Raw genomic sequence first — 15,361 nt, 5'->3', positions numbered from 1 at the left:
CGGTCTCCTCCTGCTTTAGGTGCTGCCACGCAAAACCCGGCCGAGGGCGGCCGGCCCCACGTTGAGTTCTCCCCACAGATTAAAAAATTACGAAAATGAAATTTCATTGCGGTGGATTGGTCTTGTCTTGGGCCTGTATCGTGTCATCGGAGTTTTCATTTTCGTAAGAAGGGGACAACTAATGACACCAGGAGAACGACTTCGTAAGCTCCGCGACAAGCTCGGATTTACTCTGAAGGATGTGGAGGACGCCAGTCTGCGCCTTGCAGCTGACCGGGACAACATGCGCTATTGGGTGGCGCAGAGCCGGCTGTCAAATATTGAGAGCAAAGGCGTCCTGCCGGGAATCTACAAGCTCGAAGCGCTCGCCATTATCTATCGCCGCAGTATTTGCGAGCTGCTGGAGTGGTATGGCATCGAGAGACAGACTATCAGCACCGTGGCTCCGGTGCGCAAGACTCACCTGATAGAGAATGCCCGCGTCGAAACCTGTGAACTTCCTGTCAGGCTTGATCCTCTGTTCGATGACAAGAAAACCAGTTACATCCGGCGCATGATTCAGGAATGGGGCGTGCGGCCGATCGCTGCGCTCCACACGTTGCAAAATAGTGAATATACATACGGTTACGTGGGAACAGAGGACTATACCCTTTACCCGATGATTCTGCCCGGAAGCTTTGTCCAAGTGGATCCGAAGCTGACTTCTATAGAGACAGGGCCATGGGTTTCGGACTTTGAGCGGCCAGTGTATTTCCTCGAAACCCACGACAGCTACATCTGTGGATGGTGTGCACTGATCAGCAGCCGTGAAATTCAGGTACAGCCGCACGCGCTATCCGGATTGCCCGCGCGCAATTTCCGCTATCCCGATGAAATCGAAGTAGTTGGACGCGTTGTAGGGATTGCAATGAAACTCAAGAGCGCTTTGCGCGAGCCTGAGCGAGAGACCTCAGCGATTCCAGTACAAAGTTGAAGTGCTCGTGGCTATGTGAGGGCCATTCCGAGGTGCGCACTAGAGGAGTGGAAAGCAGGTATTCCACGAATTCTGTCGGCGACTGGCCCTCCTCCTCGGCTCCAAGTTGAAGATCGCCAAGGAGTTCGGCTAAATCCGTCTGGAGCACTGTCTCCAGCACCATGCGATGCGAATGGTGGAAGGCGCGCGATACTTCCTCGTCGCCGAATTCACGCGCCAGACCCCAATGGCGATAGTTTCCGGGGGTCTGCTGAAGGCTGGCGAGGTATGCAAGGCGCGCGAACTGACCTTGGATGGCGGAGAGCGTCCGAGAAGCTTCGTGGCCGACCGGATTCATCATAAAAATTACAAATATGTAATTTGTAAAACCAAAAGCAAAATCACCCAAAAATCACTACCAAGCAAGACCATCACCGTGCATATCGACAAGGAGGTATCGCACTGTGAAAAAACTCGGTCTTGTAGTTCTAACTCTCGTCCTCACGGCACCAATCTCGCGGCAACTCTCTGACAACCCAGGACCAATGCCAATTTGTCCCCCGGACAACCCGACTGGATGTGTCATCGGCGATAACCCGCTCGCTCTGCCGTAAATTCAGTGGTACCCTAGCCAGCGCAGATGCGACTGGCTCTATACGCGTTTTGGCTGCTTCCCATTCCGGTCTTGGCTGCTATCGCGGTCGCCATGTACCGGAGGAAGCAGCATACTTCTTATCCGATTTTCTGGGCCTATGCTTCCTTTCAATGCCTCAGGCTGGTCATAGAGTTTATATGTAAGTTGATTTCTTACAAAGCGTATTTCTATTCGTATTGGACTACCAGCTTCCTCAGCGTTCTTCTGATACTGCTCCTCCTGCGTACAGTTTTTGTACGCTTTCTTGAAAAATACCCTTCGCTTGATGGGGTCCGCCGCCATGGATTTGAGTTTGTCGTCTCGGCAATTTGGTTTACTGGAGTGGCTCTAAACCTGGGGTTCATGCGCGATCAGGCATGGCCCCAGAGGGTCACCCGAGCCGAACTGATCCTCAGTTTTACCGAGGTTGGACTCTTCGTCTTCGTCTTGATAACGACGCTGATCCTCGGAATACGATGGAGAGCCGCCCACTGCGGAATCGCAGCCGGGCTCGGCTTGCTCGGGGCAGCTGATCTGATCGTATTTACGGGACTCTCCTGGGTAAGCACTTTCTCTCAGCCGGCGATACTTGCGAGCTGGATCGAAACCCTAGCTTTCGACGGCGCGATAGCCATCTTTGCCTTCTACTTCCTCCGCAGTCCTGTGACCGAAACAGTCGCTACAGATGTGCGCCCTGAGCTCCTGGAATGGGCTGAATCGATGAGAGGAGCGGTGCGTAAGTGACCTTCACGATCGTTGCGGTCCTGCTGCTGATTCTTGCGAATGTCCTGCTGGTCAAGCTATTGCTTGGCGCAGTTCGTCACCCGGCGAATCTCGTGGAACTTTTGGATCACCTCGAACCGGTCAACGCAGCTTCTTTTCGTCACCTGGCCTCTTACAGCGACGATCATTACCTTCGCGCCAACGTATCCAGGAAGGACTACCTACGCCTGAAACATCTGCGCCTGAAGGCGGTTCACGCCTACTATTTGTCGGCTTTGCGCAACTCATCATTGCTGCTTGCATATGGTGAAGTGCTTGCCACGAGCCAACATTCGAGCTTTGTGGAGTTCGGCTCCGAAATTCGATCGTCTGCCATGGAATTACGCATGGCTCTTCTGCGAGGCTTGTTCGCGATCTGGATCTGCTATTTCATCAATTGCGAGATTCCCTCCTGGCGGCACATCACAGACCTCTACAACCAGGTTGGTTCGCGCCTCAGCCTGTTCTGCGAATCCAACTTCCCCGACTTGGAACACGCCGTGGTCGAGCATTTCTGGTACTGAACCGGAAACCAAAACACCAGACGGATCGCACGGATTTCACAGATCACACTTGTGAAGTAAGAATTGATCGAGCGGCGTGCTCACCTGAGCGTAAGAAAGCAGACAGGCTCTCAGTTCAATCCGTAAAATCCGCGTGATCCGTGTCATGTCCTTCGGTACGGGTTCTATCCTGCTGGGGATTACAAGCCCCCTGGTCAAGTGATAGATTTCCTACACCCCCGCTGTCGCGCCTCATTATGGTCCTTGTTCTAGAGCCGCCGCAAAAGATCGCGCTGTTGGTGATCGATGACGAACCGCACGTCGCTGAACTGATGCCGGATATCTTCAGCGACATGCCGCTCGATGTCCTCGTGGCGACCGATGCCAAAAGCGGAATCAGAATGCTCGTTCAGCATCATCCGCGGGTCGTCATTCTCGATCTGCACCTGCGCGACACGAGTGGGATGAAGGTGCTCGAACAAATTGCGGAATTTGATTCGCGTATAGAAGTCATTCTGCTGTCCGGGGACTATTCGTCTTCGCTGGCCATTGAAGCTATCGAAAAGGGCGCGGCAGATTTTCTCGGCAAGCCAATTCCCGTGACGGAACTTCGAGCGCGTGTTGAACGCTCCCTCGACGCCGCCGAGAAGAACCGCCGAACGAGCGAGCTCGACGCCGAACTCGCTGCCTCTTTTCGATTTCAGGGAATGGTTGGGCGCAGTCCTCGAATGCTGGAACTCTTCAACAAAGTGGCGCGCGTAGCTCCGCATTTCCGCACCGCTCTGGTAAATGGTGCTCCCGGAACAGGAAAGAAGACTATCGCCCGCGCGCTGCACAAGCTCTCGCCGGCTCACGATGGTCCCTTTCTGGTCGCCAACTGCGCCAGTTTGCGAGAGTCGTCGGCCGAAAGAGAGTTTTTTGGATCCGAAAATTGGTCATTGCCCGGTTTGCTGAAGGATGCATCCGGACTGCTCGAGCGCGCCCATCGCGGGACACTTGTCCTCGATCACATCTACGAAATGCCCCTATCTCTACAGTCGAAGCTTCTGCGTGTACTTCAAAGTGGCGAGCTTCAGCGGCTGGGCTCGACGACTCCGAGGCGAGTCGACGTACGGATGATCGCGACGACTGAACAAGATCTGTGCACCGCCGTGGCAGACGGACGGTTCCGCGAAGACCTCTATTATCGTTTGTCACCGCTCCACTTGAAGCTTCCCAGCCTCCGAGAACGAGCGGAAGACCTGCCGCTGCTGCAGCGCCACTTTGTCGAGGAGTATGCAGATCAATACGGCAAACCGATCACCGGTCTCACGCGGCGTGCGCAGGATTTGTTAATGCATCATCGCTGGCCGGGGAACGTTCGCGAATTGGAGGAAGTGATCGCAGCAGCGGTGAGACGCAGCGAAGGCGAAGTACTCGACGTGGGCCACTTCCCCGTTGCTTTGAAGGCCGACCCAGGGGCGGCAGCAACGATGATGTCTTTGCACGAAGCACAACGACAATACGTGCATGAAGTACTGCAGGCCGTGCACGGCAATGCTGGACGTGCTGCCGAGATTTTGAGGATCAGTCTCACGGACCTGTACGATATCCTCGCGCAAGGCGATACATCCGAAGCAAGCTAAGCTGATTCCCGTCTGGGTTAGACCGAAAGTAACTACATCCTGCTACTCTGAAATTTTTATCGCAGAAAGCGCGTGAGATAATCAAGCTACCCCCAGTCTCAGAGGTACTCACGTTCTTGAAATTCCGACTCACTCTTGTTTGCGCGCTTGCATTCACACTGGGCTGCTCAGCCCAATCCAATAAAAGCACCGACGCGGCGGCCTTAAATCGCAGGATCGCGCAGAAGGTGCGCAGCACGTTTCAGCTTCCGTCGTCACTTGAAGTCTCGGTTGGCAAGCGTAGCCCAAGCGAAATTCCCGGGTATGACATGGTTCCTGTAACGCTCTCCAACAGCAGTCATACCAGCACGCATCAGTTCCTCATTTCCAAAGATGACAAGACGCTGATTGAGTGGGAGAAGCTCGACATCAGTAAAGACCTGATGGACACGATCAACACCGAAGGCCGTCCCGAAAGAGGAAACAAGGATGCCAAGGTGACCATCGTTAATTACGACGATTTTGAATGTCCGTTCTGCTCGCGGATGCACCAGACGCTCTTTCCCGACCTGATGAAGAGCTACGGCAGCCAGGTCAAAATCATTTACAAGGACTACCCTTTGGTTGAGATTCATCCATGGGCCATGCACGCGGCCGTAGATGCTAATTGCCTTGCGGCTCAAAATGGCGATGCCTATTGGGAGTTCGCTGATTACATCCACGCGAATCAAAAGGAAATTAACGGCGAAAAGCGTGATATTGACCAGGAGTACGGACGAATCGATCAACTCACGCGGGATCTTGGTACCAAGCACAAGCTCGACTCGGCGAGTCTCGATGCCTGCATCAAGAAGCAGGATGACACTGTTGTGCGCGCCTCGATGAAGGAGGGAGACAAGCTTGGCGTCGGCGCCACTCCCACTATGTTCGTTAACGGAGAGCGCATTGAGGGAGTCGTGTCTGAGGCTGCATTAAGTTCAGTGATCGACCGCGCTCTGAAGGATGCCGGCGAAAATCCGCCACCTGCGCCTAAGGCTTCCGCTTCCCAATCGCCTGCTCCGGCGGCTTCGCGACAAAATGGACCGCAAACGGCTGAGAGTCAACGTCCACACTGACGTCACGAAACAAAGATTCTTGGATTTACTCCAGTGCGTCAAAGCGGTGAAAATCTCGGCGAGGGCGTCCGGCTCCTCGCGGTACTGTACAATCCCTTCGTCCGTCCCATTGCACATGCTCTCGGGAGCTCTTGTTTGAATTCGGTTCGCGCTTATCTTTTCCCAACATTACTGCTGGCAACCTGCGCGCTTGTGAGCGGTTGCTCGCGCGGAAGTCATGGCGCCGATGTGATGGCCAAAGTGAACGGCCATCCGATTAGCCGTGCCGAGGTCGAGAAGTATTACGAAAATCAATCGGCGGGCGCTCCGCAAAAACCAACGGGCGAGCAAGAAGAGAGTCTGCGCCTGAACATCCTGAAGCAGCTCATCGATCAGGAGATCATGATGCAGCGTGCGGAGAAGCTCAACCTGGTCGCCACCGACGATGAAGTCGATCGCAAGCTGAACGAACTCAAAGCGCCGTACACGCAGGAACAGTTCGAGCAGAAGATGAAAGACAGTCATATGACGCTCGACGACCTCAAACGCGACCTGCGACGAAACCTCACCATTGACAAGGTTCTTAACAAAGAGATCACATCGAAAATCAACATTACCGACAAGGAAATCACGGACTTCTACAACGAGAACAAAGCGCAGTTCAATCTGATCGAGCCGCGCTATCACCTTGCGCAGATCGTCGTCAGTTCGCAGCCGGCGCAGCAGGTAAGCAATCTCAAGAACGACAAAGCCCAGAACGAAGCCGAGGCGCGCAAGAAGATCCAGATGATCGAGAATCGTCTGGAGAGCGGAGATGATTTCGCCCAGGTCGCGATGAACTACTCCGAGCAGCCGGACACCGCAGGTAACGGAGGCGATATGGGCATGATCTCGGAATCGCAACTGCGTACCAATCCAGAAATCTACGCGGCGGTTTCTAAATTGAAACCTGGCGAGATCAGCCATCCCCTGCCGGTGGTCGATCCCAATACCAAGAAGGTGATCGGATACAGCATCGTGCGGCTAATCTCGAAAGAGCCGGCAGGACAACGTGAGCTGAACGATCCGCGTGTGCAGCAATTCATTCGCGAGCAACTTCGCGACAGCCGCGAACAGCTTCTCAAATCTGCGTACTACGACGTAGTGCATAACGAGTCAAAAATTGAAAATTACTACGCCGAAGAATTGCTGAAGAACGTGAAGTGAGGCACGGCACGGCGAACACGAAGGTCACGAAGACAAAGGAGGAGGTCACAGAGAAATTCTTTGTGACCTCTTGTGTTGCCATCGTGACCTTCGTGTTCGCCGTTCTGGTTTCGCTATGATCCGATTTGGAATTCTTGGCTTCGGTCTTCATGCTGTGCGTCGCCTGATGCCGGGCTTTGCTGACGCGAGGCACTGCACGGTTACAGGCCTTTGGCGGCGCGATCCGCAGAAAGCAAAGCAGGCCATTCGCGAATATCCCAAGCTCCCCCTTAAAACTTACGAAACGCCCGACTCGCTTTGTGCTTCGCAGGACATCGACGCCATCTTTGTCGCCTCGCCAGATGCCTTGCACCTGGAACACGTGCTCATTGCTATTCGTCACGGCAAACCCGTACTCTGCGAAAAACCATTGGCGATGAATGCGCGTGAAGCAGAGCAGATGGTGGAGGCGGCGGACAAAGCCGGAGTGCTGTTTGGCGTAGCTCAGAACTTTCGTTTCGAACCAAGCGTGAATCGAATTCGCGACGCTGTCTCAGCAGGAACGTTCGGCAAGCCGCTGCTAGCCCGCTCCGAGTTTCATTACTTCATGCGCCAGCATCCGCGCAAATGGCTGAAGGATCCAACCTTGGCATGCGGTGGTCCGGTGGGCGACGTGGCTGTGCACTGCATTGATGCGCTGCGCTATATCTTTCAGGATGAGGTCGCTTCGGTGTTCGGAAGAGCGCTCTATGATCAGGAATCCGGAGCCGTTGAAGCCGCAGCAACATTGGTGCTCGAGTTCAAAAAGGGGACGATCGCCGACGTGACTGTCTCGACGCGCGCGGAATATCGCACTCCGCTGTGGATCACCTGCGAAGGCGGAATCGTTGGGGCTGAAGATGCGCTCACTGTGGACCACGCAGTCGATATCCAGACAAAAGCTATCGGCGGCGAATTGAAGACCGAGCGCGTATCGAATGACCGCACCTACTCCGATCAGGTTGATGCCTTTGCTCTTGCAATTGAGAAGGGCACCCCGTTTCCAATTCCTGGCTGCGAGGGGTTGATCAATCAGCGAATTCTCGATGCAGCATACGCCAGCATCAGGACCGGCCGGCGAGTCCAGCTTTAGCAGCAGCGCACTGCAGTCTTCCCGCCTTACACTGATTCCAGATGAAATCTGTCATCGTTGGCACCGCCGGACATATCGATCACGGTAAAACTACGCTCGTAAAAGCACTCACCGGCATCGATGCCGACCGCCTTCAGGAAGAGAAGCGGCGTGGGATCACGATCGATCTGGGCTTTGCCAATCTGGAACTTGGTTTGGATTCAGGCGAAAGGCTCCGGCTTGGATTCGTCGATGTTCCAGGTCACGAGCGTTTCGTCCGTAATATGCTAGCCGGCGTGGGCGGTATTGATGTCGTGCTCTTCGTAATTGCTGCCGATGAAGGGGTCAAGCCGCAGACGCGCGAACATTTTGAGATCTGCCGTCTGCTGAATATTCCGCGGGGGATCGTTGCGCTCACAAAGTACGATGCCGTTGACGAGGACACATTGGAAGTGGTTCGCCTTGAAGTCGAAGACTTTTTGCGCGGATCGTTTCTCGATCCGGCGCGCACTCCGATTGTCGCCGTAAGCGCGGTTCGCGCTGATGGTATGGAGCAACTGAAGCAGGAGCTCGCGCGAGTCGCAGGTGAAGTCACGGTCAAGGACTCAACCACGCTCACGCGTCTTCCAATCGATCGCGCGTTCGTCATGAAGGGATTCGGAACAGTAGTTACGGGCACACTGATTGGCGGCTCGATACGACGCGATGAGGAACTTGAGCTGCATCCCGCGAGAAAACGCGTGCGTGTGCGCGGAATCCAGGTGCACGGAGCCACTACCGATCAGGCGCGTGCCGGCGAACGCACCGCGATTAATCTTGCGAACGTGACGACAGAAGAGATCGCGCGTGGGATGATGCTGACTCAACCCGGAACACTGGAGGCGACGCGCAGCATCGACGTACGTCTGCAGTTACTGGCAGACGCGAAGCCTCTGAAGCATTTGGCGCGTGTTCATCTGCACTCCTTCGCATCCGAAACGGTTGCGCAAGTCAGGCTTCTGCAAGCGAAAGAGCTGCAACCGGGCAAGACTGGCCTGGCACAACTCCGCCCTGCGGATTCCTTGGTCGTCACTCCAGGTGACCGGTTCATCATTCGCCAATTCTCGCCGGTCGTCACAATCGGAGGCGGAGTTGTTCTCGATTCTTTCCCAATTCGGCACAGAACTAAGAGGACAACCGATGTTAGCGAGTTCCTCAGTACTCTTGAAAGCGCCGGTTCCGCCGAGGCCCTGGCGCTGCGAATCGACCGGCGCGGCTCAGACGGACTAACGCCCGCAGATGCCGTCAAGGAGCTCGGCCGTACTCCGGCCTCAATCAAGAAGGACATAAGAACCCTTATTGAAAGCGGTCGAATTCTTGCGGCTGGCGAGCTGCTGGTCGCGAAATCGGCGGCTCTGAAAGCTGCAAAAACGATTCTTGCCCTGCTGGAGGAATTTCACAAAACAAATCCGCTGGTCGCGGGCATCAGCAAAGAAGCTTTGCGTGAGCGCCTTGGCCTCAGCGATCAGTTGTTCACATTCCTGATCAATCAGCTCACGGCCGGGAAAAAGATCGAAGCTCAAGGTGAGCAAATCCGGCTTGCCGGACGAGGCGTCACAATGAGCGGCGACGAGGAGCGCGCCCGCAAGGCGATCGAAGAGGCATTTTCCTCGGCCGGGTTGAAGGTACCTCTTCTCAAAGACGTCCTGGCCTCGCTATCGATTGACCGTGCGCGCAGTCAGAAGATCATGACGTTGCTTTTGCGCGAAGGCGTATTGGTGAAGCTCGGCGACGAGCTCGTCTTCCATCGCACCGCGCTTGAGCAGCTACGCCACTTGGTTTCTGCAGAGAAAAATAAGACGCCAAGAATTGACGTTAGCCGGTTCAAGGACCTTGCCGGCGTCACTCGAAAGCACGCGATTCCACTGCTTGAGTACCTTGATCGCGAGCGGGTGACGCGAAGAGTGGGAGATGTCCGCGAGATACTCTAGCCCTCGTGTCATCCGTGCCGCAATGCGGGTTGCACGCTGCTCTCAGGTGATTTAAGTTCGACCAGTGGAGCATATCTGCCATCGCTGCGGAGCTGTCCTGAGTGAAGGCGCGGCGTTTTGCAACCAGTGCGGCGCACCGCAGGTTCGCGTTCCGGAGACGCTTACAACGGCAACTGCAGCCGCAAGCGGAACCGAATCAGCCGCGAATCGCGTTTTTACTCCTGCACAGCCGGGCTCCGTGAATTGGACGCAGGGCAGGAAAGCTGCCGCGATCGCCGCGTTGCTGATGGCCTTCGGTGCCTTGATTCCGCCGCTGAACATGGTGCTTCCCCTATGGATGCTGGTCGGCGGGTGGATTTGCGTGAGCTTGTATCGACGCCGGACTGCAGCTGTGCTTGTCCCAGCCGCAACAGGCGCGAAACTGGGCGCCCTGGCTGGAGTAATCGGATTTATTTACGTTGCTGCGCTTCTGTCGGTCGTCTTTGCTGTGGAAGTAATCGCGTTGAAAAATGGAGATCAGCTTAGGAGTTTGCTCAAAGCGCAGATCGAGCAAGCGGCTGCGTCGAATCCTTCAGGAGCGCAGGCGCTCACTCAACTGCTGCAGACTCCCGAAGGCATCACAACCATAATCATCAGCGTGCTGTTTGTAATGTTCCTGCTCTTCCTGCTGCTATCCTGCGCCGGAGGAATCTTCGGGGCAGCGTTTGGCCGACAAAGAATGAGATAACACCATGCAATTACCGTTCAGACGGCAGGAGAGCCCAGGCGGCGCCCGCCTCTACGTTAAGCCACTAGATCCTTGACTGCTTTCCATGGCTTCTTCTGAGATTCGGCCACAGCCGAATACGTGAGATGTCCCTCGAAGGTATTCACACCCTCGCGAATTCCGGCGTCGGATTTAATGGCGGCTTCCGCGCCCATGTTCGCGAGTTTCAGCACATAGGGAAACGTCGCATTGGTCAGCGCCAGCGTCGATGTATGCGGCACGGCGCCCGGCATGTTGGTGACGCAGTAGTGAACTACGCCGTCGACGGTATAAGCGGGATTGCTATGGGTCGTGGGCTTGGCGGTCTCGATACAGCCGCCCTGATCGATGGCGACGTCGACGACCACTGCCCCGCGCTTCATGTGACTCACCATCTCCCGCGTGACCAATTTGGGAGCGGCGGCACCCGGAATGAGAACGCCGCCAATTACCAGGTCAGCTTGCTCGCATGATTTGCCGATGGTGTACGAGTTCGACGCCAATGTGCGAACGCGCCCATTGAATATGTCGTCGAGTTCGCGCAGGCGATTGAGATTGATGTCGATGATGGTGGTGTCCGCTCCCATTCCTAATGCGATCTTTGCGGCGTTGATACCGACAATGCCGCCGCCGATGATCGTGACTTTTGCCGGCGCAACTCCGGGGACGCCGCCGAGCAGAATGCCGCGCCCGCCTTTTTCATGCTCCAGATAGCTGGCGCCCACCTGGATGGACATACGTCCAGCGACTTCTGACATTGGCGTAAGTAGCGGAAGAGTCCCATTTCGGTCCGTCACCGTTTCGTAGGCAATGCCGATGACTTTCTTCCTCAACAACTGATCGGTCAAATCGGGAATGGGAGCGAGATGCAGGTAAGTGAAGAGAACAAGGCCTTCTCGAAAGAACGGAATCTCCTTCTCAATCGGTTCCTTCACTTTTACGACCATGTCAGCGCGCTTCCAGACTTCCGCCGCTGAGCCGACGATCTCCGCTCCAGCCTGCCGGTATTCGCTGTCCAGCATTGACGACAGTTCACCAGCCTTGGTTTCGACCAGCACCTGATGCCGCGCCTCGACCAGCGCCTTCACGCCGGAGGGGACAATGCCTACTCTCGCTTCGTGATCTTTAACCTCTTTTGGCACGCCAATAATCATATGTTCGCCTCAAAAATTCTGGGAAAGCGTTTCGAGTTTCAGGTTTCAAGTTTCGGACAAGCTCCGTCACCGCAATAGTTCGGACTGGGCTTTGCCGAAACTCGAAACCAGAAACTTGAAACGCTTTTTCTTTATCACTCTCCCGTATCGATCTGCGCACGCTGCAGGCGATCGGAGTAATCCACATAAATCGCTTTCCACTGCGTGTAGAAATCTATAGCGCCGATGCCGCCTTCGCGATGTCCGTTACCTGTAGCTTTTGTCCCGCCGAACGGCAGATGGACTTCCGCACCTATCGTGGGAGCATTGATATAGGTTATGCCGGTCTGAAGATCACGCATCGCTTTGAATGCGCGGTTCACATCGCGTGTGTAAACAGCCGAAGAAAGTCCATAGGCCACGCTGTTGGAGACTTCGAGCGCGTCTTCGAGACTCTCAGCAGGAATTATGGAGACGACCGGACCAAAAATTTCTTCCTGCGCAATGCGCATGTTTCCATGGGCATCGCCGAAGATGGTGGGTTCGAAGAAGTAGCCGTCACTCAGTCCGCTTGAGGCGAGTCGATTGCCTCCAGCCAGCAGCTTTGCACCTTCGCCCTTTCCGATGTCAACATACTTCCGCGTAGTCTCAATCTGCTGCTGATTGATTTGCGGACCCATGTCGTTCTGTTCGTCGATGCCAGGTCCGACTTTGAGCGCGCGCGCGCGCGCTACGAATTTGTCGGCGAACTGGTTGTATACGCCTTTCTGCACGATGACGCGACTAGCCGCGGTGCAGCGTTGTCCGGCAGTGCCGAATCCGCCCCAAAGCGCGCCATCGATTGCGAGATCCACATTGGCATCATTCAGGACGATGATGGCGTTCTTGCCTCCCATCTCGAGCGAGCATGGCTTGAAGTTTCGGGCAGCAGCTTCGCCGACGAGACGGCCTACTTCGCTTGATCCAGTAAACGAAATCGCGCGAACGCCGGGATGGTCGAGCATTGGTGCTCCCGCTTCGGGACCGAAGCCATGAACGATGTTCACCACTCCCGGCGGCAAGCCTGCATCCATAAGCGCTCGAACCAGGTTCACCGTCGAGAGCGGAGTGTCTTCCGCAGGTTTAATGACGCACGTGTTGCCGCAGACGATCGCCGGAAAGATCTTCCACGAGGGAATCGCCATGGGGAAATTCCACGGCGTAATCATGCCGACCACGCCCAGCGGAACGCGCATGGCCATGGCGAACTTGTTGGGAAGCTCTGAAGGAACTGTGTGCCCGTCGAGTCGGCGTCCTTCGCCGGCCATGTAGAAAGCTGTATCGATGGCCTCTTGAACATCGCCGCGGGTTTCCTTCAGGATCTTGCCCATTTCGCGCGTCATGTCGCGCGCGTAGTCTTCTTTTCGTTCCTCGAGAATTTGCGCGCATCGATAAATGATCTCGCCTCGGCGCGGAGCAGGTGTTAGCCGCCAACGTTCGAAGGCTTTCTTTGCAGCTTCGACAGCGGCATTTACGTCGTCCTGATTGGAACGCGGAAAAATACCGACTACATCTTTGGTGTTCGCGGGATTTTGGTTTTCAAAGGTTCTGCCGGAGCGCGACTCGACCCATTCGCCTCCGACGAGGTTCTTATAAACTTTCGCAGCCATTTAGATAGGAGTTCCTGGAAGACAGTGCAAAACCTCTTATCGTAACAGAAGGGACTTCCGGAAACCTGGGGGGCAACACTTCCTCTTTGGCCTTCTTAGACTCCCACCACTTTGAATCCATGTGCCTGTGCAGCAATGCCCAAGCGTCGGTGATGAGTCGCCATCACTAGTTCCGCATTCGAACGTTCTCGCCAGAGTAGTGCGGTTGCCAAGTGGATGGAGCCGAGGGTGCCAATTTCCGTTGGCATCCGCAAGCCAGCCTGTTGAATCGGGATGATTTTGGCTACGGGGGTATTGCGATCGAGAACCGTCACAGTGGCGCCATTGCGCACGGCACGCAGGTATTCGCTGAGCCGTGACTTCAGTTCCGCAATCCGGACCGACTTCATGACTACAATAGTAGCTATATATAGTCATCTGATCCTGGACGGTTGAGCGTGAATTGGGTTCCGCGAGGTTTCGGCCGAACGCCGATTGCCGAGCGCCGACAGCCGCTTCTGTTACCTTCGTACATCACCCTTTGATTTAAGGTTTTAGCATTCCAAAATGGGTGATTATTAAGGGTTTCGCCCATTTGATAGCTGTTTTCCTTGTGGTACTCTCGCTGATGAATCCGGCCCAAAAAGTTAAGCAACTAGCGTGTCCCCCAAAGGCAAAGACGAAGGCTTTTTCCTGCGCTACGTCACGATCACGTACCGCAGCGTCTTTCTTGCTTGCGTGGTGCTGGTTTCAGTTCTCAGCGTCCTGATCTATGTTCTTTTTCCTCAGCAGACCAGAGCCGTACTGAACCAGATCGCCAATCAAATTGGGTCCACCGCAACGCATTCGCTGTCGAAAGATGTCGGACAGCAACAGGCGCACTTCACCAATCTTGATGGCACGGTTCGTGTCAAACGCAACAACAGCAACGTTTGGCAAAGTGCCAGCTATGATCTGCCGCTCAGCAAGGGTGATGTAATTCAAACGGGCCCTGAAGGTATTGCCAAAGTTGTTTTCACCGATGGAACGAACTACACAATTAAGCAAGATTCGCTGATCGTCGTGGAAGACAACTCGACTAACGAAGCTCAGCAGACTCAAGTTGCTGTGCAGGTCACGACTGGCACTGTCGATCTTGCTACGGCTACCTATTCGCAAGGCTCCAGCTCTCGCGTCATCGTTGCCGGGGCCACGGCGAGCCTTGGGCCGGAAAGCGCCGCACAAGTTCATAACGACAATCTCAACAACGATCACACTATTTTGCTGAAACAAGGTTCAGGCCAGGTTGCGCGTAACGGAGAGGTCGTTCGCCTGGGCAGCTACGAGCGCATTTCCTTCAAGGCAGAAGACGTGAAGATGACTCGCCTCAAAGAGGTCGGACCTCCCACCTTGATTACTCCGGCGAATATGTCGCCCATCTTTGCGACCAAAGATTCCGGACAGCTGGACTTCACGTGGACGCCAATGCCAAACACGCGGGCCTATCACTTTCGCATCTCAAAAAATCCTTACTTCACGCAATTGGCTGAGGATCGAACCGTTGCGCTTCCGGAACTCAAGCTGCCCTCACTTCCCGAGGGTGCTTATTACTGGGCGGTGCAGTCGATCGACCAGCAAGGGAAAGAATCGATCGAAAGCGAGCACAACAAATTTACGATCATTGCCAAATCGGCAGCTTCGAACCTCGCGCTCACACTCGACCCGTTTATTCAGCATGGGCACGTGATTGAAGTACGCGGCAAGACCGATCCCAGCGCGCGTGTCATGGTCAATGGCGACGAGGTTCCGGTGATCGGCAGTGACGGTACGTTCCGTTATTACACTCCGCCTCTTTCGGCCGGAGAAAATTCGATCACCGTCACCGCACAGAACTCGAAGGGCGGCGTAAGTACGCAAACGCAGAAGATTGTGATTCAGTAGTGGCCCGCCGAGTGCAGGCGAAAAAGGTTTCGGGGCGCGAGTCCCAAATGGAAGTTCAGACGCAAATCTGGTGAACGCTCTTTGCGCCAGACCACAGCGTGAGGATTAGAAGCAGAGAGC

The 15,361-nt window shown here is 55.1% G+C and carries 14 protein-coding genes; 10 read left to right on the top strand and 4 right to left on the bottom strand.

Annotated elements, in window-relative coordinates; genetic code table 11:
* Positions 1–181: 181 nt before the first annotated feature.
* Positions 182–973 (top strand): helix-turn-helix transcriptional regulator, encoded by a 792-nt coding sequence (locus tag VFU50_06340; protein ID HEU5232459.1) that lies wholly within the window; start codon positions 182–184, stop codon positions 971–973.
* Here VFU50_06340 and VFU50_06335 read toward each other — a convergent pair.
* A complete protein-coding gene (locus tag VFU50_06335; GenBank protein HEU5232458.1) occupies positions 915–1,313 on the bottom strand; it encodes a hypothetical protein in 399 nt (132 codons plus the stop codon). The genes VFU50_06340 and VFU50_06335 overlap by 59 nt on opposite strands.
* 324 nt (positions 1,314–1,637) lie before the next feature.
* Between VFU50_06335 and VFU50_06330 the strand changes: the two genes are divergently transcribed.
* The 8 genes from VFU50_06330 to VFU50_06295 all read left to right on the top strand — a co-directional run bounded on the left by VFU50_06330 (position 1,638) and on the right by VFU50_06295 (position 10,542).
* Entirely contained in the window at positions 1,638–2,330 is a 693-nt protein-coding gene (locus VFU50_06330; protein ID HEU5232457.1) for a hypothetical protein, read from the top strand.
* The gene (locus tag VFU50_06325; protein HEU5232456.1) at positions 2,327–2,872 is read left to right on the top strand and encodes a hypothetical protein; all 546 of its coding nucleotides are present in this window, start codon (positions 2,327–2,329) and stop codon (positions 2,870–2,872) included. Before VFU50_06330 ends, VFU50_06325 begins: the two co-directional genes overlap by 4 nt.
* 236 nt (positions 2,873–3,108) lie before the next feature.
* Entirely contained in the window at positions 3,109–4,476 is a 1,368-nt protein-coding gene (locus VFU50_06320) for a sigma-54 dependent transcriptional regulator (GenBank protein HEU5232455.1), read from the top strand.
* A gap of 116 nt (positions 4,477–4,592) precedes the next feature.
* Positions 4,593–5,570, top strand: a complete 978-nt coding sequence (locus VFU50_06315; GenBank protein HEU5232454.1) for a DsbA family protein — start codon at positions 4,593–4,595, stop codon at positions 5,568–5,570.
* A 135-nt stretch (positions 5,571–5,705) separates the two neighbouring features.
* Entirely contained in the window at positions 5,706–6,755 is a 1,050-nt protein-coding gene (locus VFU50_06310) for a SurA N-terminal domain-containing protein (protein ID HEU5232453.1), read from the top strand.
* A gap of 115 nt (positions 6,756–6,870) precedes the next feature.
* Positions 6,871–7,866 (top strand): Gfo/Idh/MocA family oxidoreductase, encoded by a 996-nt coding sequence (locus tag VFU50_06305; protein ID HEU5232452.1) that lies wholly within the window; start codon positions 6,871–6,873, stop codon positions 7,864–7,866.
* 41 nt (positions 7,867–7,907) lie between these two features.
* Positions 7,908–9,815 (top strand): selenocysteine-specific translation elongation factor, encoded by a 1,908-nt coding sequence (gene selB, locus VFU50_06300; protein HEU5232451.1) that lies wholly within the window; start codon positions 7,908–7,910, stop codon positions 9,813–9,815.
* Positions 9,816–9,879: 64 nt separating this feature from the next.
* Positions 9,880–10,542: a zinc ribbon domain-containing protein gene (locus VFU50_06295; GenBank protein HEU5232450.1), complete on the top strand. Its 663-nt coding sequence runs from the start codon at positions 9,880–9,882 to the stop codon at positions 10,540–10,542.
* 56 nt (positions 10,543–10,598) lie between these two features.
* Here the strand turns inward: VFU50_06295 and ald are convergent, their stop codons facing one another.
* From ald to VFU50_06280, 3 genes are all read right to left on the bottom strand, one after another.
* A complete protein-coding gene (gene ald, locus VFU50_06290; GenBank protein HEU5232449.1) occupies positions 10,599–11,714 on the bottom strand; it encodes an alanine dehydrogenase in 1,116 nt (371 codons plus the stop codon).
* Positions 11,715–11,848: 134 nt separating this feature from the next.
* Positions 11,849–13,342 (bottom strand): aldehyde dehydrogenase family protein, encoded by a 1,494-nt coding sequence (locus VFU50_06285; GenBank protein HEU5232448.1) that lies wholly within the window; start codon positions 13,340–13,342, stop codon positions 11,849–11,851.
* A gap of 95 nt (positions 13,343–13,437) precedes the next feature.
* The gene (locus tag VFU50_06280) at positions 13,438–13,731 is read right to left on the bottom strand and encodes a type II toxin-antitoxin system prevent-host-death family antitoxin (protein ID HEU5232447.1); all 294 of its coding nucleotides are present in this window, start codon (positions 13,729–13,731) and stop codon (positions 13,438–13,440) included.
* Positions 13,732–13,981: 250 nt separating this feature from the next.
* Between VFU50_06280 and VFU50_06275 the strand changes: the two genes are divergently transcribed.
* Complete coding sequence (locus VFU50_06275; GenBank protein ID HEU5232446.1) at positions 13,982–15,241, top strand: hypothetical protein; 1,260 nt, start codon at positions 13,982–13,984, stop codon at positions 15,239–15,241.
* Positions 15,242–15,361 lie beyond the last annotated feature (120 nt).

Source organism: Terriglobales bacterium (assembly GCA_035764005.1).
Classification (GTDB): domain Bacteria; phylum Acidobacteriota; class Terriglobia; order Terriglobales; family Acidobacteriaceae; genus Gp1-AA112.
This window is presented reverse-complemented; position numbering and strand designations above follow the sequence as displayed.